Source organism: Pseudomonas sp. GW821-FHT04D07, from assembly GCF_059420225.1.
Genome location: NZ_JBWKTH010000002.1, coordinates 451590 through 477912 on the forward strand (window position 1 = coordinate 451590; position 26323 = coordinate 477912).

General features: G+C 60.4%; 26 protein-coding genes. 3 read left to right on the forward strand and 23 right to left on the reverse strand.

The features are described from left to right. The first annotated feature begins 97 nt into the window (after positions 1–97). A complete protein-coding gene (gene lpdA, locus AC07T0_RS05635) occupies positions 98–1498 on the forward strand; it encodes a dihydrolipoyl dehydrogenase (protein ID WP_495000230.1) in 1401 nt (466 codons plus the stop codon). A gap of 1 nt (position 1499) precedes the next feature. On the opposite strand, the gene AC07T0_RS05640 is transcribed toward lpdA, so the two are convergent. Next, positions 1500–1973 carry an Lrp/AsnC family transcriptional regulator gene (locus tag AC07T0_RS05640; protein WP_495000305.1) on the reverse strand — a complete coding sequence of 158 codons (474 nt, stop codon included), beginning with the start codon at positions 1971–1973 and terminating at the stop codon, positions 1500–1502. Between the two features lie 143 nt (positions 1974–2116). Here AC07T0_RS05640 and AC07T0_RS05645 point away from each other — a divergent pair, with 143 nt between their 5' ends. Continuing rightward, positions 2117–2740, forward strand: coding sequence for a LysE family translocator (locus tag AC07T0_RS05645; RefSeq protein ID WP_495000231.1), 624 nt, complete (start codon positions 2117–2119; stop codon positions 2738–2740). A 237-nt stretch (positions 2741–2977) separates the two neighbouring features. Continuing rightward, positions 2978–4480, forward strand: a complete 1503-nt coding sequence (locus tag AC07T0_RS05650) for an aldehyde dehydrogenase family protein (protein ID WP_495000232.1) — start codon at positions 2978–2980, stop codon at positions 4478–4480. A gap of 56 nt (positions 4481–4536) precedes the next feature. On the opposite strand, the gene AC07T0_RS05655 is transcribed toward AC07T0_RS05650, so the two are convergent. The 22 genes from AC07T0_RS05655 to mnmG all read right to left on the reverse strand — a co-directional run bounded on the left by AC07T0_RS05655 (position 4537) and on the right by mnmG (position 26108). Next, on the reverse strand, positions 4537–6591 hold the full coding sequence (locus AC07T0_RS05655; protein WP_495000233.1) for a 2Fe-2S iron-sulfur cluster-binding protein: 2055 nt from the start codon (positions 6589–6591) through the stop codon (positions 4537–4539). 58 nt (positions 6592–6649) lie between these two features. Beyond that, positions 6650–7279 carry a glutathione S-transferase family protein gene (locus tag AC07T0_RS05660; RefSeq protein WP_495000234.1) on the reverse strand — a complete coding sequence of 210 codons (630 nt, stop codon included), beginning with the start codon at positions 7277–7279 and terminating at the stop codon, positions 6650–6652. 129 nt (positions 7280–7408) lie between these two features. Beyond that, positions 7409–8311: a LysR family transcriptional regulator gene (locus tag AC07T0_RS05665; protein WP_495000235.1), complete on the reverse strand. Its 903-nt coding sequence runs from the start codon at positions 8309–8311 to the stop codon at positions 7409–7411. Between the two features lie 37 nt (positions 8312–8348). Continuing rightward, complete coding sequence (locus AC07T0_RS05670; RefSeq protein ID WP_495000236.1) at positions 8349–9164, reverse strand: alpha/beta fold hydrolase; 816 nt, start codon at positions 9162–9164, stop codon at positions 8349–8351. A 285-nt stretch (positions 9165–9449) separates the two neighbouring features. Continuing rightward, entirely contained in the window at positions 9450–9824 is a 375-nt protein-coding gene (locus AC07T0_RS05675) for a YjaZ family protein (protein WP_495000237.1), read from the reverse strand. After that, positions 9722–10078 carry a YjaZ family protein gene (locus tag AC07T0_RS05680; RefSeq protein ID WP_495000238.1) on the reverse strand — a complete coding sequence of 119 codons (357 nt, stop codon included), beginning with the start codon at positions 10076–10078 and terminating at the stop codon, positions 9722–9724. Before AC07T0_RS05680 ends, AC07T0_RS05675 begins: the two co-directional genes overlap by 103 nt. A 311-nt stretch (positions 10079–10389) precedes the next feature. Next, positions 10390–12225, reverse strand: coding sequence for a glutamine--fructose-6-phosphate transaminase (isomerizing) (gene glmS / locus AC07T0_RS05685; protein ID WP_495000239.1), 1836 nt, complete (start codon positions 12223–12225; stop codon positions 10390–10392). 3 nt (positions 12226–12228) lie between these two features. After that, positions 12229–13008 (reverse strand): DeoR/GlpR family DNA-binding transcription regulator, encoded by a 780-nt coding sequence (locus AC07T0_RS05690; RefSeq protein ID WP_495000306.1) that lies wholly within the window; start codon positions 13006–13008, stop codon positions 12229–12231. A gap of 116 nt (positions 13009–13124) precedes the next feature. Beyond that, the gene (gene glmU, locus AC07T0_RS05695) at positions 13125–14492 is read right to left on the reverse strand and encodes a bifunctional UDP-N-acetylglucosamine diphosphorylase/glucosamine-1-phosphate N-acetyltransferase GlmU (protein WP_495000240.1); all 1368 of its coding nucleotides are present in this window, start codon (positions 14490–14492) and stop codon (positions 13125–13127) included. Between the two features lie 112 nt (positions 14493–14604). Continuing rightward, positions 14605–15030, reverse strand: a complete 426-nt coding sequence (locus AC07T0_RS05700) for a F0F1 ATP synthase subunit epsilon (RefSeq protein ID WP_040071848.1) — start codon at positions 15028–15030, stop codon at positions 14605–14607. Positions 15031–15075: 45 nt separating this feature from the next. Next, positions 15076–16452, reverse strand: coding sequence for a F0F1 ATP synthase subunit beta (gene atpD, locus AC07T0_RS05705; RefSeq protein ID WP_177093899.1), 1377 nt, complete (start codon positions 16450–16452; stop codon positions 15076–15078). Between the two features lie 27 nt (positions 16453–16479). Beyond that, positions 16480–17340, reverse strand: a complete 861-nt coding sequence (gene atpG / locus AC07T0_RS05710; RefSeq protein WP_248806899.1) for a F0F1 ATP synthase subunit gamma — start codon at positions 17338–17340, stop codon at positions 16480–16482. A 50-nt stretch (positions 17341–17390) separates the two neighbouring features. Beyond that, on the reverse strand, positions 17391–18935 hold the full coding sequence (gene atpA, locus AC07T0_RS05715) for a F0F1 ATP synthase subunit alpha (protein WP_495000241.1): 1545 nt from the start codon (positions 18933–18935) through the stop codon (positions 17391–17393). Positions 18936–18956: 21 nt separating this feature from the next. Beyond that, complete coding sequence (locus tag AC07T0_RS05720; protein WP_248799659.1) at positions 18957–19493, reverse strand: F0F1 ATP synthase subunit delta; 537 nt, start codon at positions 19491–19493, stop codon at positions 18957–18959. Positions 19494–19505: 12 nt separating this feature from the next. Further along, complete coding sequence (locus tag AC07T0_RS05725) at positions 19506–19976, reverse strand: F0F1 ATP synthase subunit B (protein ID WP_191489152.1); 471 nt, start codon at positions 19974–19976, stop codon at positions 19506–19508. A 58-nt stretch (positions 19977–20034) separates the two neighbouring features. Next, a complete protein-coding gene (atpE, locus tag AC07T0_RS05730) occupies positions 20035–20292 on the reverse strand; it encodes a F0F1 ATP synthase subunit C (protein ID WP_019694395.1) in 258 nt (85 codons plus the stop codon). 133 nt (positions 20293–20425) lie between these two features. After that, entirely contained in the window at positions 20426–21298 is an 873-nt protein-coding gene (gene atpB, locus AC07T0_RS05735; protein ID WP_495000242.1) for a F0F1 ATP synthase subunit A, read from the reverse strand. A gap of 16 nt (positions 21299–21314) precedes the next feature. Continuing rightward, on the reverse strand, positions 21315–21722 hold the full coding sequence (locus AC07T0_RS05740) for a F0F1 ATP synthase subunit I (protein ID WP_495000243.1): 408 nt from the start codon (positions 21720–21722) through the stop codon (positions 21315–21317). Positions 21723–21879: 157 nt separating this feature from the next. Further along, positions 21880–22752 (reverse strand): ParB/RepB/Spo0J family partition protein, encoded by an 873-nt coding sequence (locus AC07T0_RS05745; protein ID WP_495000244.1) that lies wholly within the window; start codon positions 22750–22752, stop codon positions 21880–21882. A 9-nt stretch (positions 22753–22761) separates the two neighbouring features. Then, positions 22762–23556 carry a ParA family protein gene (locus tag AC07T0_RS05750; protein WP_495000245.1) on the reverse strand — a complete coding sequence of 265 codons (795 nt, stop codon included), beginning with the start codon at positions 23554–23556 and terminating at the stop codon, positions 22762–22764. Between the two features lie 18 nt (positions 23557–23574). Further along, positions 23575–24219 (reverse strand): 16S rRNA (guanine(527)-N(7))-methyltransferase RsmG, encoded by a 645-nt coding sequence (gene rsmG, locus AC07T0_RS05755; protein WP_495000246.1) that lies wholly within the window; start codon positions 24217–24219, stop codon positions 23575–23577. Further along, positions 24216–26108, reverse strand: coding sequence for a tRNA uridine-5-carboxymethylaminomethyl(34) synthesis enzyme MnmG (mnmG, locus tag AC07T0_RS05760; protein WP_495000247.1), 1893 nt, complete (start codon positions 26106–26108; stop codon positions 24216–24218). Before mnmG ends, rsmG begins: the two co-directional genes overlap by 4 nt. Positions 26109–26323: the final 215 nt, after the last annotated feature.

Here is a 26323-nt window from a genome sequence, read left to right on the forward strand (position 1 = left end):
GCCTTGACCAGAGTTGCGCACAAGGACAATATTATGATCATAATATTTTATGACACCTACCTTCGTCCTCAACGCGGTGTCGCCCAGGAGAACAGTCATGAGCAGCTACGACGTCATCATCATCGGGGGCGGACCCGGAGGCTATAACGCCGCCATTCGCGCCGGCCAACTGGGCTTGAAGGCCGCCTGCGTGGAGGGGCGGGCGACCCTCGGCGGGACCTGCCTGAACGTCGGCTGCATGCCGTCCAAGGCCCTGCTCCACGCCTCCGAGCTCTACGCATCGGCGATGGGCAGCGAGTTCGCCAACCTCGGGATCGAGGTCAGGCCCCATCTCAACCTCGCGCAGATGATGAAACAGAAAGACCAGAGCGTGGCCGGACTGACCCAGGGCATCGAATACCTGTTTCGCAAGAACAAGGTTGAGTGGATCAAGGGCTGGGGACGGATCGCCGGCCCCGGCAAGGTCCTGGTGAGCGCCGCCGACGGCAGCGAAACCACCTTGCAGGCCAAGGACATCGTGATAGCCACCGGCTCCGAGCCGACGCCGCTACCAGGCGTCGACATCGACAACCGGCGCATCCTCGACTCCACCGGCGCGCTGTCGTTGCCCGAGGTGCCCAAACATCTGGTGGTGATCGGCGCCGGGGTCATCGGCCTGGAACTGGGCTCGGTATGGCGTCGGCTCGGTAGCCAGGTCACGGTGGTCGAATACCTGGACCGGATCTGCCCCGGTGTCGACGTGGAAGCCGGCAAGACCTTGCAACGTTCGTTGAGCAAACAAGGCATGCGCTTCCTGCTGGGTTCCAAGGTCACCAGCGCCACCCGCTCGGCAACCGGCGTGCAGTTGCGCGTGGAACCGGCGACCGGCGGCGAAGCGCAGTTGATCGACGCCGACTACGTGCTGGTGGCCATCGGTCGTCGTCCCTACACGCAAGGGCTCGGGCTGGAGAGCGTCGGGCTTGCCACCGACAAACGCGGCATGCTGGCCAACCAGGGCCATCGCACCGAGGCGACGGGGGTCTGGGTGATCGGCGATGTCACCAGCGGCCCGATGCTCGCGCACAAGGCCGAAGACGAAGCCATGGCCTGCATCGAGCAGATCGTCGGCAAGGCCGGTGAAGTCAACTATGCGCTGATCCCCAGCGTGATCTACACCCGGCCGGAACTGGCCAGTGTCGGCAAGACTGAAGAGCAGCTCAAGGCCGAAGGCCGCGCCTACAAGGTCGGAAAGTTCCCCTTCAGCGCCAACAGTCGAGCCAAGATCAATCACGAGACCGAGGGCTTCGCCAAGGTCCTGGCCGACGCGCACAGCGATGAAGTGCTCGGCGTCCACCTGGTGGGCCCGAGTGTCAGCGAGATGATCGGCGAGTACTGCGTGGCCATGGAGTTTTCCGCCTCGGCCGAAGATATCGCCCTCACCTGCCACCCGCATCCGACCCGCTCCGAAGCGTTGCGCCAGGCGGCAATGAACGTCGAAGGCCTGGCCACGCAGATCTGAGTCAATCGGGCAGGTGATTCAACGGCAGCGGTCCGGGCGCCTTAACCGCCTGGATCGCGAAGTTGCTGCGAATATCACGCACACCGGGCAGGCGCAGCAATTGGCCATTGAGGAAGCGTTCATAAGCCCGCAGGTCGGGCACCACCACTTGCAGCAGAAAGTCCGACTCGCCTGAGACCAGAAACGCCGAGATCACTTGCGGTAAAGCCATGACCGCCAAGCGGAAGGCCTCGGCGTCAGCCTCGTGGTGCCGCTCGACCTTGACCCCGACGAACACCGTCAAACCCAGCCCGACTTCATCACGATCCAGATTCACCTGATAGCCGCGAATCACCCCCGCGTCTTCAAGCATGCGCACCCGACGCAGGCACGGTGACGCCGAAAGGCCGATCTCGGCCGCCAGCTCGACATTGCTCAGGCGTCCATCCCGTTGCAAAGCCGCGAGGATTTTACGGTCGTAGGCATCGAGTTTGATGGTTGGCATATCCGGCTACTCGTTTCGACTATATTGGCAGGAAGTTCCAATTCTAAGCCTTTCAGAGGTTGAATACGCAAGCACCTGCCCTGGCCTTCCGACATAAAATTTTCTCCAGTTACCCTCCTTGGAGAAACAGCACGATGCTCCTCTACCTGTTCGCACTGGCGATGGTTTATCTGCTTCCCGGCCCCGACATGATTCTGCTGCTGCAAACCGGCGCCCGGCATGGCCGTAGCCAGGCCCTGACCACCGCCCTCGGCCTGGGTATCGCCCGCGCCTGCCATGTCGGGCTGGCGGCCCTGGGGTTGGCGGCACTGTTCAAGGCCGCGCCGTGGACCTTCGACGTGGTGCGCCTGGCGGGTGCCGCCTATCTGCTATGGATCGGCATCCGTATGCTCAGGCCCGGTTCACTGGCGTTGTTGAGCACGGCTCACGAGGGCGCCCAACGGACCTTGAGCTGGCGCGCCGCCTTGCAACAAGGCCTGCTCACCAATCTGCTGAACCCCAAGGCATTGCTGTTCTGCTCGGTGCTGCTGCCACAATTCATCGACGCCCAGGCCGGCCCGGTGGCCGCGCAGTTCCTTGGGCTCGGCGTGACCCTGGTGGCGGTCGGACTGCTGTTCGACAGTTGCTACGCCCTGGCCGGCGCCTGGATCGGCCAATGGCTGGACAAGAGCCCACGGGCGCAACGCCTGCAGCAATGGTTGTTCGGCGGCCTGTTGATCGGCTTTGCTGTCCGCTTGGCGTTTATCCAGCAAGCCTGAGGGGCTGGCTACCTTGCTCCTGACACAACACCGACCTTGTGGGAGCCGGCTTGCCGGCGATGAGGCCCTTGAGCCTTGTACCGCCTGAACGGCCACCATCGCCAGCGAGCCGGCTGCTACAGGGCGTGCTCCGCCTGGATGCAACGTCGTGCAAAAGAAACGCCGTTAACAGGTGAGCCGGCGGCGTTTTTCTTATACATTTTGCCTCTACTACTTCCCTGGATTCGTTCTCCCATCATGACCAGCACGCTCGATCGTCTTATCGCCGGCACGCCGATTCTCTACGCGGGTAACCGGGTTTCCCCGGTACCGCCGGAATTGGCCGAGCGTTTCCAGCCGGGCGATCATTTGCTGGTGGACCAGTCCAGTGGTGAACTGCTGTTGATCCCCCACGCTGTGCAACAGATCGCGACCCAGGCCATCGACACCGCGAAAAGCGCGTTCACCGCGCTGGCCCAGGTCTCGGACGAGGCCATCAGCCAGTTCTTCGATCTGTTCGCCCAACATCTGGAAACACCGACTTCCTGGGCCCTGATCGAGGCCGCGAACCAGGCCGATATCGCGCAAGCCAAGGCACGCGGGCGCTCCACCACCCGTCTGCTGGCAAGCGAGGCCATGCGCCGTGACATGATCGCCGGGCTACGCGCCTGGCGTGATGCGCCGCTGATTCGCGGCCGGGTTCGCGAGGCCGTGGAACACGAAGGCTGGAAGGTCGAACAGGTCGTCGCGCCCCTGGGTGTGGTGGCGTTTGTCTTTGAGGGTCGACCGAATGTGTTTGCCGATGCCGCCGGTGTCCTGCGTACCGGCAATACCGCGGTGCTGCGGATCGGCAGCGATGCCCTCGGCACGGCCCAGGCGATAGTCCGCCATGCGCTCGACCCGGCGCTGCGCGAAGCCGGTTTGCCAGCGGGCGCGGTATCGCTGGTGGAAAGCAGTGACCGCGCGGCCGGCTGGGCGATGTTCGCCGACCGCCGCCTGTCCCTCGCGGTGGCCCGGGGTTCAGGCCATGCCGTGAAACAACTCGGCGGGATCGCCCAGCAGGCCGGCACCGTGGTCAGCCTGCACGGCACCGGCGGCGCCTGGCTGGTGGCCCATCAGGACGCCGATGCCAAACGTTTTGCCGAAGTGGTGCGCAACTCACTGGATCGCAAGGTCTGCAACACCCTTAACGTCTGCCTGATCCATCGTCAACGCGCGGCCGAACTGGTGCCGCTGTTTCTCGATGCACTGAAGGCCGCCGGCGAGGCACGCGGCCAACGCTGCAAGCTGCATATCGTCAGTGGCGATGAAAGCGTGCTGCCCGCCGAGTGGCTGCAAGCACGGGTGCAGGTCCAGCGTGCCGAAGGTTATGAGGAAGAAGCACAAACCGAATCATTGCCCGAAGACCAACTGGGCCGTGAGTGGGAGTGGGAAGAGACCCCGGAAGTCAGCCTGAAAATCGTCGACGACCTGGATCAGGCAATTGCCCTGTTCAATCGTTACAGCCCGCAGTTCACCGTGTCGCTGATCAGCGCCGAGCGTGCTGCCCATGACTACTTCTACAACAGCATCAATGCGCCCTTTGTCGGCGACGGCTTCACCCGCTGGGTCGATGGCCAGTACGCGCTGAACAAGCCGGAGCTGGGGCTTTCGAACTGGGAGAACGGGCGCTTGTTTGCCCGTGGAGCGATCCTGTCCGGGGATGGGGTATTTACCCTGCGTAGCCGGATGAGCCAGATCGATACCCGCCTGCGGCGCTGAAAAGGCCTTCTGTAAGACCAACTGGCTACGGTGAATGCACCGCCGCTGGCACGCCGTTACAGGTCCAACACCAACGGCTCCGCACCTTGCGCCGGAATCGCGCAACAAATCAGCACCTGCCCCTCGCCCGGCAACTCCGCGGGCGGTTGTGGATAATGCACCTGCCCGCTGATCAAACGGGTGCTACAGGTTCCACAAGACCCACCCCGGCAACTGAACTCCGGCTGTAAACCCCGGCTTTCCGCCAACACCAACAAGCTCTCACCTTGCGCTAGCCAGCGCGCCTCCTTGCCCGAACGATGGAACACCACCGGCACCGACTGCGTAGCCGCCGGCGGCTGCTCGATCTGCGGCACACCCGGATCCTGTCGGCGGCGCAACGTCGAGGGACCGAAAGTCTCCGCATAAATACGCTCATCGCGGATATCCATATCGCGCAGTTGGTCATACAGGCCCTGGGTAAAACCACCCGGACCGCATAGAACAAAATCCACTGAGTCATAGTCATCGACCATCAGCATTGCCTTCAGCACCTCGATATCGAGTCGACCTTGCAGATGGTAATCCTCGCCCGGCACCGCCTCGGGCTCCGGCTGGCTCAACAGTCGTACCACTTGGACCGTATCGCCCGAACGCGCCATCAGTTCATCCAGCTCAGCCCTGAACGGCAGTTCCGCCAACGACCGGGCGCTGTGGAACAAAACCGTAGGCCGCATGCGCCGGGTGCGCTTGCCCTGGTACACCACCTCCCGCAACATCGACAGCAAGGGCGTAATGCCCACCCCAGCCGCAAGCAATACCAACGGGCGCTGCTCATGGGTCGCCACGGTGAAATGCCCCTGCGGCGCACGCGCCTCAATCACATCACCGACCTTGAGCTGCTCATGCGCATGGGACGACACCCGGCCGTCGCGCTTGACGCTGATCCGACAGAACCCATCCGACGGCGCGCCCGACAGGCTATAGGTACGAATCTGCCTCTGCTCGCCCAGGTCGAAACGCAGCGGCAGATGCTGCCCGGCCTGAAACACCGGCAGCCCCGCCCCATCCGTCGGCTCCAGGTACAGCGAACGAATATTGCGACTTTCCTCGACAATCCGGCTGATCCGCAAAGGCCGCCAGGCGTTGCCCAACGCCTCGGCTTGCAAGCGTGCAGCGGCCTGATCCCAGCTGCCGGTCATCAGGCTGTTGGGGGAAAAGCCCGCGAACTTCCAACGCAGGGTCGATGCCGCCGGGCGCCGCACACAATGTTCCACGTGGAACGTCCACAAACGTTCGGCACCCTGGAAGGCTTTCACCAACGGTCCTTCGAGAATTACCTCGGTGCGTCCGCTGAGTTGCAACAGGTCACCCGTATTGAAATCGATAAACAACAAGCCGGCGTGGGGATTGATCAGCAGATTGCCCAAGGTATTGAAGTGCAGGTTACCGGCGAAATCCGGGATCGTCAGGCAGTCGCCCTCAACCCGGACAAAACCGCTTTGCCCGCCACGGTGGGAGACGTCCACGGAACGGGCTCCATCGATATCCACATAACTGGCAACGAAGAACGTATCGGCGGCATGGATCATTGCCGCAGCCTCGGCGTCCAACCCTGACGAGCGATAGACCACTTGCGTGGCCGGGCCCGACACCGGCACCCGTTCGAACTGACGCAACTGGATGTACTGCGGGCAGTTGCCGAAGGCATGTTCCACAGCCACGCTCAGGGTTTGTTCAGTCAGCGCCGCAACACGTCCATTGATCCGGTTGCGCCGCCGGGTATGCAGTTCCATTCCCAGCAAGCCGATAGCCGCACCGGCTCGCAGCGCTGAGTGAGTGGGATCCGCGACCTGGGGAAAACTCGCCACTTGCAGTAGCCTGGGCTCGGGAGAACAGGCAAACCCGGGCTCGCCTTCAAACAGGCTCGCCCAGGGATTGCCCTGATCGTCCACAGTGCCGAACAGCAGGAACGGCAACTGACGATAGAAGTCACGATGCTGGTCCGGCATATAGTCGCGGATCACCTTGGGGCCCAGCTCAGCCATCCGTTCGGCGACACCGACCCGGGCCTGCATCTGCAACTCGCCGACATGCCAGGGGGATGCGCTGGATGGGCTGTGTCTGTTCATTGCGACTTCTCCACGGGAAAGCCCTCCCGACCGAAGTGAGCGGGAGGTTGCACCGACCTCAGGCGGTCTGCAATCCTGCGACGGTGCGCGGCATCGGCACAAAGCCCGGCAAGGCTTCGATCCGCGCCAACCAGGCCCGGACATTGGGGTAGTCCGCCAGCGAGACATTGCCTTCCGGCGCATGGGCGATATAGCTGTAACCGGCGACATCGGCGATGGTCGCTGTGTCACCCACCAGGTAGGATGACTGACTCAGTTCCTGCTCAACGACCTTGAGCAAGGCATGGGAACGGCTGATCGCCTCCTCCGCGTCAAAGGCCGCACCGAAGACCGTGATCAACCGGGCCCGGGCCGGACCGAAGGCGATCGGCCCCGCAGCCACCGACAGCCAGCGTTGCACCTGGGCGGCGCCAAGCGGATCGGTGGGCAGCCAGCGGCCTTGCCCGTACTTGAGCGCCAGGTACACCAGAATCGCTGCGGAGTCGGCGAGGACCAGACCTTGATCATCGATGACCGGCACTTGGCCGAAGGCATTCAGCGCCAGGTATTCCGGGGCTTTATGGGCACCGCTGGGCAGGTCCACATGAATCAGCTCCACCGGCAGACCGAGCAGGGACAACATCAGTTCGGCACGATGAGCATGGCCGGAACGGGAAAAATTGTAGAGTTTGATGGAGGGCTGGGACATGGTGGGACTCCACGAGGGCAGAAGCGCAACCCGGGATGGTTCGCGCTGATCGAGTGATCTTGCTCCTTCAGCGAAAACCGCAGAATCACCAGAAACGGCAATCCATTCTTTCAAAAAATGAAATGCCGATCAGCCTTTCAGGTTCGGGTGGTCGCGCAAGGCCGCGACCACGAAATCGACAAAGCTGCGCACCCGCACGGAGACCGTACGGCCACCTTGATACACCACGTGGATTGGCAGCGGCGGTAACTCGAAATCTTCCAGCACGATCTCCAGCTCGCCAGTGGCCAGCTTGTCCGCGACTTGATAAGACAGCACCCGGGTCAGGCCAAAACCCAGGCAGGCGGCGTGGATCGCCGCCCGATTCGCGGTCAGCGCCAACCGTGGTTCCAGACGGATGCTCAAGGGTTTGTCACCCTCGAGGAACTGCCAGCTCCTGACCTGCGAAGCCGACGCGGCCATAACGATCTGTGCCTGACGCAACTCGTCCGGATGACGGGGACGGCCCTGTTTATCCAGATAGGCCGGTGCAGCGCAGACCACCCGGCGCACTTGCCCTACCTTGACGGCGTGATAACCACTGTCGGGCAACTCACCAATGCGCACCGCAACGTCAATCCCGTCCTCGACCATGGGTACCACGCGGTCCAACAGCAGCGCGTTGATATCCACCGCCGGATACTGCGCCAGGTAACGCACCATCACCGGCGTAACGTACAACTCACCGAACAGCACCGGCGCGGTCATGGTTAGCTGGCCGCTGGGGCGCGCGTGACTGTCGGCGGCCGAGGCTTCGGCTTCCTCCATCGCGGCGAGGATGCGCCGGCAATCTTCCAGATAACGTTGCCCGGGTTCGGTCAGGTGTACATTGCGCGTGGTACGCACGAGCAACTGGGCGCCGATGCGCTTTTCCAGCGCCGCCACCGCCCGGGTGACGCTCGGCGCCGAGAGGCTCAGGCGCCGCGCCGCCGACGCGAAACCTTGCTCTTGGGCAACGGCGACGAACACCTGCATTTCCTGGAATCTGTCCATGGATGGGCTTACTCGCTCCTACGGAGGATCGCGGTGACTATGCAGGCAGCTCGGACAGGAATGCCAACAGTGCATCGTTCACGAACGTCGGGTTTTCAAGGCTGGAAATATGCCCGGCCTCCGGTATCCCGATGTAAGCGCAGCCGATCAACTCCGCCATTTCCCGGGCCTCGCTCGGTGGCCGGGGCTTGTCCTGCTCACCGCCCATCACCAGGGTGCTCGCGGCATCCAGTCCTGCCACCGCGGCCAGGCGATCGTCACGTCCGAAGATCAGCCGTCCCAGCGGTACGACGCTGTCGCGCAGGCGCTCGCCCGACCAGGTCGCCAGGGACGAGCGAAATGCCTGGTAGTACGACAGCTGTGGATCGATACCCGGCCTGAAGAAAATCGGCACAATTGCATCGAGCAAAGGCACTGGAACACTGCCGGCATCCTCGATCATCTTCAGCATCGAAAAGTAATACTGTTGGGTCGGCGCGGGCTCTTCACCGGCATAGGTGTCCATCAACACCAGGCCACGAACGCGCTCGGGCGCCGCCAGGGCCAGGCGCGCGCCCCACATGCCACCGACCGACAGGCCGACCAGGGTGAAACGCCGAACTTCCAAGTGGTCGAGCAAGGCCAGTACCTGATTGGCCAGATCGTCGAGGCTGCGGGTGTTTTCCGGCAACGGTCCTGACTGCCCATGGCCCCAGAGCTCCGGCACGATCACCCGATAGTGTTGCGACAGCGCGGCGATCTGCGGTGCCCACATGCCGCTGTCCCACAGGTAGCTGGAGCCCAGCACCACCACCTCGCCCACGCCCTGGTCGAGGAAGTGAAGTGGTTGTCCATCGATCGTCACAAACGGCATTGAGTTTTCCTTCGCTAATGGATGAAGCAACGAGTGCCCAAGTCCCTTGCACTCGCAATCAAGAGATGGGACAGCGTTGCCTGCACGCGCTCAAATGTCCAGAGGTATGCGACGTTGACGGGTCAGCCGTTTTTCATTAGCCTGAACAGGTCTGGATATATACGGAGCTTCGACCTTTCAGGTCTGAAGTGTTCAGATGCCGCCATTGGTTCTCGGCCGTGCCGGTTGATGGGATCACTCCCTAAGGGCTTCCGCGAAACCCCCTTCATTGGGGGTTTGCTTTTTCTACACCCGCCCTTTCCTCTTCATGTTCAAAGCACTGTTTCTCGCCACTTTGATCGATGTCCCTCGCGCCGTGTTCAAGAACAATTTCCAAGCCCTGATCTTGTCAGCCTTCTTGAAATTAACCGGTCTGTTGTCTGCGTCTTCGTCCCGTACATAAGCGCTTTCGATAAACAGTCTGAGCGTGTTCTTGCCCTCCCCTTTGCGCACATTGAAATAGATTTCATAGCGCATGCCCGTGGCTTGGCCCGGCATTGCGCTACCGAGCTCCAGAGTCAGAAAATTCTCTCGTCCAGTAAAGAAGCACCGACGGTCAGCGATGGACGCAATGATGTCCGGGAGCAAGAAAGACAATGCATGCCGCCCAGAGTGGAACACACGACGGACCTTGCGATGATCAGACGCTCGTATCCGAGTGTGTGGAAATCAATCACCTGGCCTTGCTTTGGGCCGGCACTGACACAATGGGAACTGTATTCAACATGCAGCGTCAGGGTGACTGAAGGATGCCCTTCTGCAGCTGGAACGACAAGGCTCTGGGTGCGGGGCCGCAAGTGGCCCAACAGCCAACACGCACCTTCAATCTCAACGTGCAGAACTTTCAGATGGTCCGGCCAATACTTTCCTCGCACAACGGGTTCCCTTGCACCGATTGAAGCTCTGCAGATTCAGTCGGTTTCATGAACATGAGCCGACGGGTTTAGCCCCTATTTTCGACTCTTCTCTAATACCTCCCCAGAGCCCCTCACCCCAGCTTGACGTAGGACTGATCCGAATCTTTTGGGTGCCTTCAGCGCAGTTTTCGCAAGTTTTTTACGGTACCCCATGAACGTCCATGAGCATGGGCCAACAGCGAGACCGAGAACGGCGCGGTGATAAATCGCAGGTGCAAAAAAGCCGCCTTGAAAGGCGGCTTTTTCACAAAACGGCTGAATCCACAGCCTTACTCCACCGTCACCGACTTCGCCAGGTTACGCGGCTGATCGACGTCCGTGCCCTTGAGCACCGCCACGTAGTACGACAGCAGTTGCAGCGGGATGGTGTAGAGAATCGGTGCCAGGGTGTCGTGGATGTGCGGCATGGTGATGACATGTGTGCCTTCGGCATTAACCATCCCGGCCTGTTCGTCGGCGAAGACGATCAGTTGACCACCGCGGGCGCGGACTTCCTGCAGGTTGGATTTGAGCTTCTCCAACAATTCGTTGTTCGGCGCCACGGTAACGATCGGCATATCGTTGTCCACCAGCGCCAACGGACCGTGCTTCAGCTCGCCGGCCGGATAGGCCTCGGCGTGGATGTAGGAGATTTCCTTGAGCTTGAGCGAGCCTTCCATCGCCACCGGGTACTGCGCGCCACGGCCGAGGAACAGGGTGTGGTGCTTGTCGGCGAACAACTCGGCGATTTTCTCGACCTTGGTGTCCATGGCCAGGGTCTCGCCCAGGCGGGTCGGCAGGCGCCGCAGCTCTTCCACCAGCTCAGCTTCCACACCTTCGGCCAGGCTGCCCTGAACCTGGCCCAGGGCCAGGGTCAACAGCAACAGGCTCACCAGTTGGGTGGTGAAGGCCTTGGTCGAAGCCACGCCGATTTCGCGACCGGCCTGGGTCAGCAGGGTCAGGTCCGACTCGCGCACCAGCGAGCTGATGCTGACGTTGCAGATCGCCAGGCTGCCGAGGAAACCCAACTCCTTGGCATTGCGCAGCGCCGCCAGGGTGTCGGCGGTTTCGCCGGACTGGGAGATAGCAACAAACAAGGTGTCCGGCTGCACCACCACCTTGCGATAGCGGAACTCACTGGCGACCTCGACCTGGCACGGGATACCCGCCAACCCTTCGAGCCAGTAACGCGCAACCATACCGGCGTGATAGCTGGTGCCGCAGGCGACGATCTGGACATTGCGCACTTTGGCGAACAACTCAGCGGCCTGGGGGCCGAACGCCTGCACCAGGACCTGGTTCGGGCCGAGACGGTTTTCCAGGGTCCGCTGGACCACGGTCGGTTGCTCGTGGATTTCCTTGAGCATGAAGTGGCGGAATGCGCCCTTCTCGGCCGCTTCCGCGCCGTCGCGATACTGCACCGCTTCGCGCTCGACCTGACGGCCATCGATGTCCCAGATCTGCACGCTGTCGCGGTGGATCTCGGCGATATCGCCCTCTTCCAGGTACATGAAACGGTCGGTGACCTGACGCAACGCCAGTTGGTCGGAAGCGAGGAAGTTTTCCCCCAGACCCAGGCCGATCACCAGCGGGCTGCCACTGCGGGCCGCCAGCAGGCGATCCGGTTGCTGCGCGTTGATCACCGCCAGGCCGTAGGCGCCGTGCAGCTCCTTGACCGTGGCTTTCAACGCCTTGGTCAGGTCACCCAGGTCCTTGAACTTGTGGTTCAGCAGGTGAGCGATAACTTCGGTGTCGGTTTCCGAGGTAAAGACGTAGCCTAGCCCCTTGAGTTGTTCACGCAAGGCTTCGTGGTTCTCGATGATGCCGTTGTGCACCACGGCAATATCGGACCCGGAGAAATGCGGGTGGGCATTGTGTTCGCACGGCGCACCATGGGTCGCCCAACGGGTGTGGGCAATGCCCAGGCGACCGGCCAGCGGTTCGCCGGCCAGGGCCTGCTCCAGCTCGCTGACCTTGCCGGTGCGACGGGTACGCTCCAGCGTGCCGTTATGGCTGAAAACGGCGACACCGGCGCTGTCGTAGCCGCGGTATTCCAGACGCTTCAGGCCTTCGACCAGGATGGCCGTGATATTACGTTCAGCAACTGCACCGACAATTCCACACATGCTCTATTTCTCCTGGCTGGCAACCGCGCAAATGACAGTGATACCACGGGCCTGAATCTGTTCGCGTACCTCTTTGGGCAAACGATCATCGGTAATAAGGGTATGGATACTGCTCCAGGGCAGCTCCAGGTTGGGAATCTTGCGGCCGATCTTGTCGGACTCGACCATGACCACCACTTCACGGGCGACCTCCGCCATCACCCGGCTCAACCCCAGCAATTCGTGGAAGGTGGTGGTGCCACGCTCCAGATCGATGCCGTCAGCGCCGATGAACAACTGGTCGAAGTCATAGGAACGCAGGACGCGCTCGGCGACCTGGCCCTGGAACGACTCGGAATGCGGGTCCCAGGTGCCACCGGTCATCAGCAGCACCGGTTCGTGTTCCAGTTCGCTCAGGGCACGGGCGACATGCAGAGAGTTGGTCATCACCACCAGGCCAGGTTGCTGGCCCAGTTGGGGGATCATCGCGGCGGTGGTGCTGCCACTGTCGATAATAATACGCGCGTGTTCACGAATACGCCCCACCGCGGCGCGGGCAATCGCCTGTTTATACCGGGAAACCGCCTGGGCCGGGTCGCTGAACAGTTCGTGGGGGATGGTAATCGCGCCGCCGTAGCGACGCATCAACAGGCCATGGCTTTCCAGGGCCGCGAGGTCCTTGCGAATCGTCACCTCGGAGGTTTCGAAGCGCCTGGCCAATTCATCCACACTGACTTCGCCCTGGTCATTGAGCATGGCCAGGATATTGTGCCGACGTTGCGGGGTGTTGCGTTTCGATATGATCACTTAAGTTTCGATTCGAAAGATAATAGCGACCATAAGACCTTCGAAACGAAACTTAGTCAAGTGAAATGAGGGAGACTGTGGATAAATGAGCTCCCGTTGCCATTGTGGATAACTCAGGACTTACTGACCTTCACCGGACGCTTCCAACCGTCGATATTGCGCTGACGGGCACGGGCCACACCCAACTGCCCTTCACCGACGTTCTGGTTGATGGTCGAACCCGCCGCTGTGCTGGCGCCGGAAGAGATATCCACAGGTGCCACCAAGGCGTTGTTGGAGCCGATGAAGACGTCCTCGCCCAGCACCGTCTTGTGCTTGTTGGCCCCATCATAGTTACAGGTGATGGTACCGGCACCGATATTGGTCCGCGCACCGACTTCAGCATCGCCGAGGTAGGTCAGGTGGCCGCACTTGGCGTCTTCGCCCAGGTGCGCATTTTTCAGTTCAACAAAGTTACCCACATGGGCACGGGCGTCGAGCACGCTCCCCGGGCGCAAGCGCGCGAACGGACCGGCATCGCTGCCCTCGCCCATGATCGCGCCGTCGATATGGCTGTTGGCCTTGATGGTCACACCCTTGCGCAGGGTGCTGTTCCTGATCACACAGTTCGGGCCGATGACTACATCGTCCTCGATCACCACCTGGCCTTCGAGAATCACGTTGATGTCGATCAGCACATCGCGACCGACAGTCACCTCGCCGCGCACATCGAAGCGCGCTGGATCGCGCAACGTCACACCCTGCGCCATCAACCGCCGCCCCGCGCGCAACTGGTAATGACGCTCCAGTTCGGCCAACTGCTGGCGGTCGTTGGCGCCCTGCACCTCCATTGCATCCTGGGGTTGCTCGGTGGCGACCACCAGGCCGTCACCCACCGCCATGGCAATCACGTCGGTCAGGTAGTACTCGCCCTGGGCGTTGTTGTTCGACAGGCGGCTCATCCACTCACCCAGGCGCTTGGCCGGCACCGCGAGAATCCCGGTGTTGCCCTCGGTGATGGCCAGTTCCGCCGCGCTGGCGTCTTTCTGCTCGACAATGGCGGCCACCTTGCCGGCGGCATCGCGGACGATCCGCCCATAACCGGTCGGGTTATCCAACTCGACCGTCAACAGGCCGAGTTGCCCGGGGCCTGCCTGCTCCAGCAGACGCCGCAAGGTCTCGACTTCGATCAAGGGCACGTCGCCATAGAGGATCAGCACGGTGTCGGCACTGATGAACGGCACCGCCTGGGCCACGGCATGACCGGTACCGAGTTGCTGGTCCTGCAGGACAAAGTTCAGGTCATCGGCGGCCAGACGCTCGCGCACCCGCTCGGCACCATGGCCAATCACCACATGGATGCGCTGTGGATCAAGTTGTCGGGCGCTGTGGATAACATGTCCCAACATCGAATTGCCCGCGACCGGGTGCAGCACTTTAGGCAACGACGAACGCATCCGGGTGCCCTGACCCGCCGCGAGGATAACGATTTCGAGAGACATGACTGGCTACCAATCCTGGGTGGTCAGCGACTGTGACCACGTGATAAACGCGGAAAAGAAAAAAGGGTAGCCGAGGCTACCCTTTTTAATCAATCACACAACAAGCCTTGGCTTAACCGCCGAACTTCTTGCGGATCTGCTGGACGGTGCGCAGCTGAGCTGACGCCTCGGCCAGACGTGCGGCGGCGGAACCGTAATCGAACTCCGCGCCACGTTCATGCAGGGCCTTCTCGGCAGCCTTGACGGCTTCCTGAGCGGAGGCTTCATCCAGGTCGGCAGCACGTTGCACGGTATCGGCAAGCACCTTGACCATGTTCGGCTGAACCTCGAGGAAACCACCGGAGATGTAGAACACCTCGGCTTCCCCGCCTTGCTTGATCAGGCGGATCGGACCTGGTTTCAGATTAGTGATCAGCGGCGCGTGACCCAGGGCGATACCCAGATCACCCAGTGCACCGTGCGCAATCACCATCTCGACCAGACCGGAGAAGATTTCACCTTCCGCACTGACGATGTCGCAATGGACTGTCATAGCCATCTGATTGCCTCAACCTAAATTAGCGCCCGTTGCCGGGCGCTGGGATTACAGTTTCTTGGCTTTCTCGATCGCTTCTTCGATGCCGCCAACCATGTAGAACGCTTGTTCTGGCAGGTGGTCGTAGTCACCGTTGAGGATGCCTTTGAAGCCAGCAATGGTGTCTTTCAGGGAAACGTATTTACCCGAGGCACCGGTGAAGACTTCAGCCACGAAGAACGGCTGCGACAGGAAGCGCTGGATCTTACGAGCGCGGGATACCAACTGCTTGTCGGTCTCCGACAGTTCGTCCATACCCAGGATCGCGATGATGTCCTTCAGCTCTTTGTAACGCTGCAGCACGTACTGAACGCCGCGAGCGGTTTCGTAGTGCTCGTTGCCGATCACGTTCGGGTCCAGCTGGCGCGAAGTCGAGTCCAGTGGATCGACCGCTGGGTAGATACCCAGGGAGGCGATGTCACGGGACAGTACGACGGTGGCGTCCAAGTGGGCGAAGGTGGTCGCCGGCGACGGGTCGGTCAAGTCATCCGCGGGAACGTAGACGGCCTGGATCGAGGTAATCGAACCGTTCTTGGTCGAAGTGATGCGCTCTTGCAGCACGCCCATCTCTTCAGCCAGGGTCGGCTGGTAACCTACTGCCGAAGGCATACGGCCCAGCAGTGCGGATACTTCGGTACCGGCCAGGGTGTAACGGTAGATGTTGTCGACGAACAGCAGAACGTCGTTACCTTCGTCACGGAACTTCTCGGCCATGGTCAGGCCGGTCAGGGCGACGCGCAGACGGTTGCCCGGCGGCTCGTTCATCTGACCGTAAACCAGTGCCACTTTGTCCAGAACGTTGGAGTCCTTCATCTCGTGGTAGAAGTCGTTACCCTCACGAGTACGCTCACCCACACCGGCGAACACGGAATAACCGCTGTGCTCGATGGCGATGTTACGGATCAGTTCCATCATGTTTACGGTCTTGCCGACACCGGCACCACCGAACAGACCGACTTTACCGCCCTTGGCGAACGGGCAAACCAGGTCGATAACCTTGATGCCGGTTTCCAGCAGGTCGTTGCCGCCCGCTTGTTCCGCGAAGGATGGCGCAGGACGGTGAATGCCCCAGCGTTCTTCGGTGTCGATCGGGCCAGCTTCGTCGATCGGGTTGCCGAGGACGTCCATGATCCGGCCCAGGGTCGCTTTACCGACCGGTACGGAGATGGCAGCGCCAGAGTCGATAACGTCCAGACCGCGCTTCAAGCCTTCGGTGGAACCCATCGCAATGGTACGCACCACACCGTCGCCCAGCTGCTGCTGGACTTCCAGGGTGGTTTCCGCGCCTTGTACTTTCAGCGCGTTGTAGATGCTCGGTACGCTGTCGCGTGGAAATTCCACGTCGATAACGGCGCCGATGATTTGAACGATACGTCCGCTACTCATAGCTGGATCCTCTGAATATTTGAACCGTTAAACCGCGGCAGCGCCGCCGACGATTTCCGAGATCTCTTGGGTGATCGCAGCCTGACGCGCCTTGTTGTAGATCAGCTGCAAATCGCTGATCAAATCACCGGCGTTGTCGGTAGCGTTCTTCATCGCGATCATCCGCGCAGCTTGTTCAGCCGCGTTGTTCTCGACCACCGCCTGGTAGACCTGCGACTCCACGTAACGCACCATCAGGCCGTCAAGCAGCTCTTTGGCGTCCGGTTCGTAGAGATAGTCCCAGTGGTGCTTGAGTGCTTGATCCGGGGTCGCCACCAGAGGAATCAACTGCTCCACTGTAGGCTGCTGGGTCATGGTGTTGATGAACTTGTTGGACACCACGGACAGGCGGTCAATACGGCCGTCCAGGTAGGCATCCAGCATCACCTTGACGCTGCCGATCAGATCGTTGATCGACGGCTCTTCACCCAGGTGGCTGATAGCGGCGACGACGTTACCGCCGAAGTTGCGGAAAAACGCCGCACCTTTGCTACCGACCACACACAGATCAATCTCGACGCCGTTTTCGCGGTTTACCGCCATGTCCTTGACCAGGGCCTTGAACAGGTTGGTGTTCAAGCCACCGCACAGACCACGGTCACTGCTCACCACGACATAGCCGACGCGCTTGACGGCGCGGTCGATCATGAATGGGTGGCGGTATTCCGGGTTGGCGTTGGCCAGATGCCCAATTACCTGGCGGATACGCTCCGCATAAGGACGGCTAGCAGCCATGCGCATTTGTGCCTTGCGCATTTTGCTGACCGCCACTTTTTCCATGGCGCTGGTAATCTTTTGCGTGCTTTTGATGCTCGCAATCTTACTGCGAATCTCTTTTGCGCCTGCCATGTAACACCTATCAGGTTAGCAAGCGGGAGCCTTGCAGCTCCCGCTGCGGCTTACCAGGTTTGGGTGGCCTTGAACTTCTCGATACCAGCCTTCAGGCCAGCGTCGATCTCGTCATTGAAGTCACCCTTCACGTTGATCTTGGCCAACAAGTCGGCATGATCGCGGTTGAAGTAAGCAATCAGCGCTTGTTCGAAGCTACCGACCTTGGTGATTTCGACGTCAGTCAGGAACCCACGCTCAGCGGCATACAGCGACAGCGACATGTCGGCAATCGACATCGGCGCATATTGCTTCTGCTTCATCAGCTCGGTAACGCGCTGACCGTGTTCAAGTTGCTTGCGGGTCGCTTCGTCCAGGTCAGAAGCGAACTGGGCGAATGCCGCCAGTTCACGGTACTGAGCCAGGGCGGTACGGATACCACCGGACAGCTTCTTGATGATCTTGGTCTGAGCGGCACCACCTACGCGGGATACCGAAACACCGGCGTTCACAGCAGGACGGATCCCGGAGTTGAACATGGCCGATTCCAGGAAGATCTGACCGTCGGTGATGGAAATCACGTTGGTCGGAACGAACGCGGAAACGTCGCCAGCCTGGGTTTCGATGATCGGCAGCGCGGTCAGGGAACCGGTCTTGCCAGTCACTGCGCCCTTGGTGAACTTCTCGACATACTCTTCCGAAACGCGGGATGCGCGCTCCAGCAGACGGGAGTGGAGATAGAACACGTCGCCTGGGTAGGCTTCACGGCCTGGTGGACGGCGCAGCAGCAGGGAAATCTGGCGGTAAGCCACTGCTTGCTTGGACAGATCGTCATAAACGATCAGCGCGTCTTCACCACGGTCGCGGAAGTACTCGCCCATGGTGCAACCGGAGTACGGTGCCAGGAACTGCAGCGCAGGAGATTCCGAAGCACTGGCCGCCACGATGATGGTGTTGGCCAGGGCGCCGTTTTCTTCCAGCTTGCGAACCACGTTGGCGATGGTCGATTGCTTCTGACCAATGGCTACGTAGACGCAGAAAATGCCGCTGTCTTTCTGGTTGATGATCGCGTCGATCGCCAGAGCGGTTTTACCGATCTGACGGTCACCGATGATCAGCTCACGCTGGCCACGGCCAACCGGGATCATGGCATCGACAGCCTTGTAGCCAGTCTGTACAGGCTGGTCTACCGACTTACGCCAGATCACGCCTGGAGCAACTTTCTCGACCGCGTCGGTCTCGGTGTTGTTCAGCGGACCTTTGCCGTCAACCGGGTTACCCAGTGCGTCGACAACGCGACCCAGCAGTTCCTTACCGACCGGAACTTCGAGGATGCGGCCGGTGCACTTGGCGCTCATGCCTTCAGCCAGACTGGTGTAAGCGCCCAGTACCACGGCACCTACGGAGTCTTGCTCGAGGTTGAGGGCCATACCGTAGACGCCGCCCGGAAACTCGATCATCTCGCCGTACATGACGTCGGCCAGACCGTGAATCCGCACGATACCGTCAGACACGCTGACGACAGTGCCTTCGTTACGGGCTTGGGAGGTCACATCGAGCTTGTCGATGCGGCCCTTGATAATTTCACTTATTTCGGAAGGATTGAGTTGCTGCATTGCTCTGCTGCCCCTTCAAACTCAAGATTTCAATGCTTCGGCCAGGCTCGCGAGTTTGCCGCGAACCGAGCCATCGATAACCAGGTCGCCGGCGCGGATCACGACGCCACCAATCAGGGTGGCGTCCTCCGCAACTTGCAGGCGCACTTCCCGATTGAGTCGTGCACTGAGAACCTTGGCGAGTTTGTCTTGCTGTTCTTGGTTCAATGCAAAAGCACTGGTGACTTCCACGTCTACCGATTTCTCTTGTTCGGCCTTGTACAGGTCGAACAGAGCGGCGATCTCCGGCAACAGCAGGAGACGGTCGTTTTCAGCAACGACATGGATGAAATTCTGTGCCTTGACATCGAACTTGTCGCCACACACGTCAATGAACGTGGTGGCCTTTTCTGCGCTCGTCAGTCGCGGGGCCTTGAGCACGCGCTGCATGGTGTCGTCTTCCGACACCGCTGCTGCCAGGCCGAGCATGGCTGACCAATTGGCCAGTTGCTGGTGGGCCTGAGCGTGCTCGAAGGCCGCCTTAGCGTAAGGTCGGGCCAACGTGGTCAGTTCTGCCATGGTCGCCCTCGCTTAGATTTCAGTAGCCAGTTGGTTAACCAGCTCTGCGTGCGCGTCTTTATCAATTGCCTTGCCCAGGATCTTCCCGGCGCCGTCGACTACCAAGCTACCCAATTGGGCGCGCAGCGCGTCTTTGACACTGTTGAGTTCCTGTTCGATCTCGGCCAGAGCCTGAGCCTTCACACGGTCAGCTTCGACACGAGCCTGTTCACGGGCCTCGTCGACGATCTGGTTACCGCGTTTCTTGGCTTGCTCAATGATTTCGGCTGCCTGAGCTTTCGCATCGCGCAGTTGATGACCCGCTTTCTCTTGGGCCAACTCCAGGTCGCGAGCTGCTCGGCTGGCAGCGTCCAGTCCATCCGCGATCTTCTTCTGACGTTCGTGCAGTGCCGCGATGACCGGAGGCCACACGAACTTCATGCAAAACAGTACAAAAATGAGGAACGCAACGGACTGGCCAATCAGGGTCGCATTAATGTTCACGCCAACACCTCGCTCGTTCGTTGTCCATCACACCAATCCACTCGAAATATCCGAGTGATTAGTGAGCGAGTTGACCGACGAAGGGGTTCGCGAAGGTGAAGAACAAAGCGATACCAACACCGATCATGGTCACGGCGTCGAGCAGACCGGCGACGATGAACATTTTGACTTGCAGCATTGGGACCATTTCTGGCTGACGCGCGGCGCCTTCCAGGAACTTGCCGCCCAGCAGGCCGAAACCAATTGCGGTACCCAGTGCGCCCAGGCCGATCAACAGTGCAACAGCGATAGCGGTTAGACCAACTACAGTTTCCATCTTTCCTCCCGACTTTTACGTCGTATGGTTTAGGTTTTTTTAATTTAAAGCGGTAAAACAAATCGTTTCGCGGCCCCTTGCGGGGCCACCCCGCGCCGAAGCGCCAGGGACATCAGAGCCGTCGGGACGGCTCTTAATGGTTTTCTTCGTGTGCCATCGACAGGTAGACGATGGTCAGCATCATGAAGATGAACGCCTGCAAGGTGATGATCAGGATGTGGAACACTGCCCACGCCCACTGCAACACCACGCCCAGGCCACTGAGCCAGAGCAGGCCGCTGCCGAACATCACGGCGATCAGGATGAACACCAGCTCACCGGCATACATGTTGCCGAACAGTCGCAGGGCCAACGAGATCGGCTTGGCGATCAGGGTGACGAATTCCAGCAGGAAGTTCACCGGGATCAACAGTGCCTGCAGGAAGATGTTCTTGCTACCGAATGGGTGCAGGGTCAGTTCGCCGATAAAACCGCCGAGGCCCTTGATCTTGATGCTGTAGAAAATGATCAGTGCGAAGACCGAGAAGGCCATGCCCAGGGTCGCGTTCGGGTCGGTGGTCGACACGGCGCGGAACGGGATGTGCTCGTCACCGGTGATCAGTATGGCCAGATGAGGAATCCAGTCGACCGGGATCAGGTCGACGGCGTTCATCAGGAACACCCAGACGAAGATGGTCAGGGCCAGCGGTGCAATCACCGGGCTACGACCGTGGAAGCTGTCCTTCACGCTGCCGTCGACGAACTCGACCAGGACTTCAACGAAGTTCTGCAAGGCACCGGGTTGACCGGATGTGGCCTTCTTCGCCGCCATGCGGAAAACCAGAATGAAGATCAGGCCCAGTGCGACAGACCAACCCAGAGTATCCAGGTGGAATGCCCAGAAGCCCATGGCCTTGGCCTCTGCTGCGGAATGGGCAAAGCCCCAGCCGCCAGTCGGTAGCTGACCGAAGGTCAGGTTCTGCAGGTGGTGCTGGATATAGCCCGAAGCGGTTGTTTCTGCTGACATGGTTGCCTCAAACGCCCTAAGGTCTCGAAAGTCTTGTTTTCATTAGCACGGGTGCGAACCAGCTGACCGACTGGGTCAGCACGAAGACACCGAAGACTGCTATCGGCGCCAATGGCTTCACACCTGCGAACGTCAGTGCAAACAGCACTGCCGTCAAAATCAATTTACCCGCCTCGCCGGCATAAAAAGACCGGACGATGGACTGGGCTGCTCGGGCGCCGGAAAACCGAAAGGCCCTATGAGCAAAATACACATTGGGGAGCAAGGCTATCAGGCCTCCGCAGAGTCCTGAGTATCCGGCAACGACACCCCGCCATTGCCAAAGCGCCAAAGCCGCCACCAACAAAACGACAAACTGGGCCAACAACACCGGAAATACCGCCAAGCGATGGAACGGCAACCTGTTTGGCGTGCGGGTTTCCATCACTAACGCTCCTCAAGGGTCGGCTGCCACAAATCAATAACTTGGCATAAATTGTGCCGACAAAATGCGCGCAGAGTATAGGGGCGGTTCAGCCCCTATTCAACTGCCGGGTAGTGATTTCCGACTGCCCGCTACATGAGGAAATGTTTCAGCAGATTCAGCGGATATGCGCGAGTACCCCTTGTAGTTCATCCAGGGAGTTATAGCGAATCACCAACTGACCTTTTCCCTTCTGGCCATGGCGAATCTGCACTGCGGAGCCCAGCCGCTCTGCCAGGCGCTGTTCAAGGCGACTGATGTCCGGATCGACCTTGGCCGGCTCGGCAGGCTCCTGTTTGCCACTCAGCCACTGGCGAACCAGCGCCTCGGTCTGGCGCACCGTGAGGCCGCGTGCGACAACGTGTCGCGCCCCTTCGACCTGTCGGTCATCCGGCAAACCGAGCAAGGCACGGGCATGACCCATTTCCAGGTCCCCGTGGGACAACATGGTCTTGATCACTTCCGGCAATGCGATCAGGCGCAGCAGGTTGGCCACGGTCACGCGGGACTTGCCCACGGCTTCGGCGACCTGTTGCTGGGTCAACTGGAACTCCTGCTGCAAGCGCTGCAGGGCCACGGCTTCCTCGATCGGATTGAGATCTTCGCGCTGGATGTTCTCGATCAGCGCCATGGCGATGGCGGTTTCATCCGGCACGTCGCGGACCATGGCCGGAATGGTTTCCTGCCCGGCCTGCTGGCTGGCACGCCAGCGGCGTTCGCCGGCAATGATTTCAAAGCGACCGCCGCCGACCGGGCGGACCACGATCGGTTGCATCACGCCCTGGGCCTTGATCGATTGCGCCAGTTCTTCCAGCGCCTGGGGGTCCATGTCGCGGCGCGGCTGGTACTTGCCGCGCTGGATCAGGTCCAGCGGCAGGTGCTGCAACTCCCGTTGATCGGCCTGGACGGCCTGTTCTTCCAGCGAACTGACAGTCGGACCACTCAGCAGTGCATCCAGTCCACGTCCGAGACCTCGTTTCTTGACGGCCATGGGGATTCCTTAAGTTGCCGGGGCTGCGGTGCGTGAAGTGCGGCGTTGCCGACGAACCATCTCGCCCGCCAGGGCCAGGTAGGCCAGGGCGCCACGGGATTGTTTGTCGTATGCCAGCGCGGGCATGCCGTAGCTCGGGGCTTCGGCCAGGCGGATGTTGCGCGGAATCACGGTGTCGTACAGCTGGTCACCGAAATGTTCCTTGAGCTGTGCGGAAACGTCGTTCATCAAACTCAGACGCGGGTCGTACATGGTCCGCAGCAAGCCTTCGACTTTCAGCTCCGGGTTGAGCAACTCGGCAATGCGCTTGATGTTATCCACAAGGTCGCTAAGCCCTTCCAGAGCAAAGTATTCGCACTGCATGGGGATAATCACCCCATCGGCGGCCACCAACGCATTGAGGGTCAGCATCGACAGCGACGGCGGGCAGTCGATGAGGATGTAATCGTAATTCTCGCGAATCGGCGCCAGGGCGCTGCGCAGACGGCTTTCCTTCATCTGCATTTCCAGCAGCACCACTTCGGCCGCCGTCAGGTCACGGTTGGCCGGCAGCAGTTGATAACCGCCGTGCTCAGAGAAATGCATGGCCTGGGCCAAGTCGCATTCGCCGATCAGCACATCGTAGATGGAGTTTTCCAGCGCGTGTTTATCCACACCGCTACCCATGGTGGCGTTGCCCTGTGGATCGAGGTCGATCAGCAGCACCCGACGCTTGGTCGCGACCAGGGATGCTGCGAGGTTGATGCAGGTGGTGGTCTTGCCCACGCCACCCTTCTGGTTCGCTATCGCGAATACCTTAGCCATTCTTGCTTGTGTTCCCAATCATGCCGTGCGGCGCAGTATCAGCAGATGGCGTTGGCCTTGGCAACCGGGTACGGCCAAGGCGTGTTCGCTATCGAGGTGGAAGTCTGCCGGCAATGCTACCAGCTCATCGGCGGGATGGACGCCCTTCATTGCCAGCCAACGTGTATCAGCATCGCCGAGGTGGCGAGTCCAGCCGGTGAAGTTCTCCATGCTGCTGAAGGCCCGGGAAATAATCCCGTTGAACGGCTGCGGCGGCTGGAAGGCTTCGACCCGGCTGTGGATAACTTGCAGGTTATCCAGTTTGAGTTCGAGTTTGACCTGGGTCAGGAAGCGGGTTTTCTTGCCGTTGCTGTCCAGGCAGGTCACGGGTGAATCGGGAAACAGGATCGCCAGGGGAATCCCCGGCATCCCACCGCCACTGCCGACATCGAGCCAGCGACCGTTTTCGACGAAAGACATCACGCTCAGGCTGTCGAGCAGATGGCGCGAGACCATTTCGTCGGGATCGCGGACGGCGGTGAGGTTGTAGGCCTGATTCCATTTGATCAACAGGGCCAGATAACCCAGCAGCAAGGCGTGCTGGGCTTCACTCAGGTTGACGCCAAGCTGACGAGCACCTGTGGATAACTCTTCTGCGTGTTGCGAAGTAACCAACGAACTCAAGCGCTTTGCTCCAACTGACGGCCGGCGCCGCGTTTTTTCAGGTGAATCATCAACAGGGAAATCGCCGCCGGCGTCACGCCAGGGATCCGCGAAGCCTGGCCCAGGGTTTCCGGACGGGTTGCACTGAGCTTGCTCTGGATCTCCTTGGACAGGCCGGAAATACCGGTGTACTCGATATCCACAGGCAGCTTGGTGTCTTCACTGGCGCGCAGACGAGCGATTTCATCCTGCTGGCGATCGATATAACCGGCGTATTTGGTCTTGATCTCGACCTGCTCGGCGACTTGTGGGTCTTCGGCGCCCTGTCCGGTCACGGCGACCAGACCAGCGTAGTCGATTTCCGGACGGCTCAGCAGGTTCAGCAAGTTGTATTCGTGGGTCAGTGGCGTACCGAATTTTTCGGCAATGGCATCGCCCTGTTCGGTACCCGGGCGAACCCAGGTGCTTTTCAGCCGCTGTTCTTCCAGCTCGATGCTTTCGCGTTTCGTGCAGAAAGCAGCCCAGCGCACCTCGTCCACCAGACCCAGTTCGCGACCTTTTTCGGTCAGGCGCAGGTCGGCGTTGTCTTCGCGCAGGATCAGGCGGTACTCGGCGCGGGAGGTGAACATCCGATACGGTTCCTGGGTCCCCAGGGTAATCAGATCGTCGACCAACACACCGATGTACGCTTCGTCGCGACGCGGACACCAGCTGTCCTTGCCCTGGGCACGCAACGCGGCGTTGGCCCCGGCCAACAAGCCTTGGGCGCCGGCTTCTTCGTAGCCGGTGGTGCCATTGATCTGCCCGGCAAAGAACAAGCCGCCGATAACTTTGGTTTCCAGGCTGTATTTCAGGTCACGGGGATCGAAGTAGTCGTACTCGATGGCATAACCCGGCCGCACGATATGGGCGTTTTCCATGCCGCGGATCGACTGGACGATCTGCAACTGCACGTCGAACGGCAGGGAGGTGGATATCCCGTTCGGGTACAACTCGTGGGTAGTCAAGCCTTCGGGTTCGATAAAGACCTGGTGGCTTTCCTTGTCGGCAAAGCGATGGATCTTGTCTTCGATGGACGGGCAATAGCGCGGGCCAATGCCTTCGATCACCCCGGAATACATCGGCGAACGATCGAGGTTCGCGGCGATGATTTCGTGGGTGCGCGCGTTGGTGTGGGTAATCCAGCAACTGACCTGCCGTGGATGCTGCTCTTTCGAGCCCATGAACGACATTACCGGGATCGGCGTATCGCCCGGTTGTTCGGACATCACCGAAAAATCCACCGAGCGACCGTCGATACGTGGCGGTGTACCGGTTTTCAGGCGGCCGACACGCAGCGGCAGTTCCCGCAGGCGTTGGGCCAGGGCAATCGACGGTGGATCGCCGGCACGGCCGCCGGAATAGTTCTGCATCCCGATGTGGATAAGTCCACCGAGGAAGGTTCCGGTGGTCAGGACCACGGATTCGGCGAAGAACCGCAGGCCCATCTGGGTAACCACACCGCGAACCTGATCCTGCTCGACGATCAGGTCGTCGGCGGCTTGTTGAAATATCCACAGGTTCGGCTGGTTTTCCAGGATCTCGCGCACCGCGGCCTTGTACAGCACACGGTCGGCCTGGGCGCGGGTAGCGCGCACGGCTGGGCCTTTGCGGCTGTTCAAGACCCGAAACTGGATGCCACCCTTATCGGTGGCGATGGCCATCGCACCACCGAGGGCATCGATTTCCTTGACCAGATGGCTTTTGCCGATCCCGCCGATCGCGGGGTTGCAGCTCATGGCGCCGAGGGTTTCCACGTTATGCGTCAGCAGCAGGGTTTTTGCCCCCATGCGTGCGGACGCCAGTGCTGCCTCGGTACCGGCATGACCGCCGCCGATGACGATCACCTCAAAACGGGAAGGGAAATCCACCACGCACCTCGTGCCTGCTTCAAGTAGGTAATTAGGAATAGGGTCGGCCCACTTTTTTGAGCCAGGTCGGCAAGTATAGGGACTTCCCCCCTCCTAAAGAACCCTTTGCACAAAATTTAACCAGCTGTGGATGAATCACGGACAATAGAAATTAAAAGAGAGAAATTTATTAAATCTTTGTTTTTATGTTTATTCTTAGTCAGCACCCTTTCTGT

What these genes read in the sequence shown, in the direction of transcription:
- lpdA (WP_495000230.1), top strand. Translation starts at nt 98, where the DNA reads ATGAGCAGCTACGACGTCATCATCATCGGGGGCGGACCCGGAGGCTAT.
- AC07T0_RS05645 (WP_495000231.1), top strand. Translation starts at nt 2,117, where the DNA reads ATGCTCCTCTACCTGTTCGCACTGGCGATGGTTTATCTGCTTCCCGGC.
- AC07T0_RS05650 (WP_495000232.1), top strand. Translation starts at nt 2,978, where the DNA reads ATGACCAGCACGCTCGATCGTCTTATCGCCGGCACGCCGATTCTCTAC.
- AC07T0_RS05655 (WP_495000233.1), bottom strand. Translation starts at nt 6,591, where the DNA reads ATGAACAGACACAGCCCATCCAGCGCATCCCCCTGGCATGTCGGCGAG.
- AC07T0_RS05660 (WP_495000234.1), bottom strand. Translation starts at nt 7,279, where the DNA reads ATGTCCCAGCCCTCCATCAAACTCTACAATTTTTCCCGTTCCGGCCAT.
- AC07T0_RS05665 (WP_495000235.1), bottom strand. Translation starts at nt 8,311, where the DNA reads ATGGACAGATTCCAGGAAATGCAGGTGTTCGTCGCCGTTGCCCAAGAG.
- AC07T0_RS05670 (WP_495000236.1), bottom strand. Translation starts at nt 9,164, where the DNA reads ATGCCGTTTGTGACGATCGATGGACAACCACTTCACTTCCTCGACCAG.
- glmS (WP_495000239.1), bottom strand. Translation starts at nt 12,225, where the DNA reads ATGTGTGGAATTGTCGGTGCAGTTGCTGAACGTAATATCACGGCCATC.
- glmU (WP_495000240.1), bottom strand. Translation starts at nt 14,492, where the DNA reads ATGTCTCTCGAAATCGTTATCCTCGCGGCGGGTCAGGGCACCCGGATG.
- AC07T0_RS05700 (WP_040071848.1), bottom strand. Translation starts at nt 15,030, where the DNA reads ATGGCTATGACAGTCCATTGCGACATCGTCAGTGCGGAAGGTGAAATC.
- atpD (WP_177093899.1), bottom strand. Translation starts at nt 16,452, where the DNA reads ATGAGTAGCGGACGTATCGTTCAAATCATCGGCGCCGTTATCGACGTG.
- atpG (WP_248806899.1), bottom strand. Translation starts at nt 17,340, where the DNA reads ATGGCAGGCGCAAAAGAGATTCGCAGTAAGATTGCGAGCATCAAAAGC.
- atpA (WP_495000241.1), bottom strand. Translation starts at nt 18,935, where the DNA reads ATGCAGCAACTCAATCCTTCCGAAATAAGTGAAATTATCAAGGGCCGC.
- AC07T0_RS05720 (WP_248799659.1), bottom strand. Translation starts at nt 19,493, where the DNA reads ATGGCAGAACTGACCACGTTGGCCCGACCTTACGCTAAGGCGGCCTTC.
- atpE (WP_019694395.1), bottom strand. Translation starts at nt 20,292, where the DNA reads ATGGAAACTGTAGTTGGTCTAACCGCTATCGCTGTTGCACTGTTGATC.
- atpB (WP_495000242.1), bottom strand. Translation starts at nt 21,298, where the DNA reads ATGTCAGCAGAAACAACCGCTTCGGGCTATATCCAGCACCACCTGCAG.
- AC07T0_RS05740 (WP_495000243.1), bottom strand. Translation starts at nt 21,722, where the DNA reads ATGGAAACCCGCACGCCAAACAGGTTGCCGTTCCATCGCTTGGCGGTA.
- AC07T0_RS05745 (WP_495000244.1), bottom strand. Translation starts at nt 22,752, where the DNA reads ATGGCCGTCAAGAAACGAGGTCTCGGACGTGGACTGGATGCACTGCTG.
- AC07T0_RS05750 (WP_495000245.1), bottom strand. Translation starts at nt 23,556, where the DNA reads ATGGCTAAGGTATTCGCGATAGCGAACCAGAAGGGTGGCGTGGGCAAG.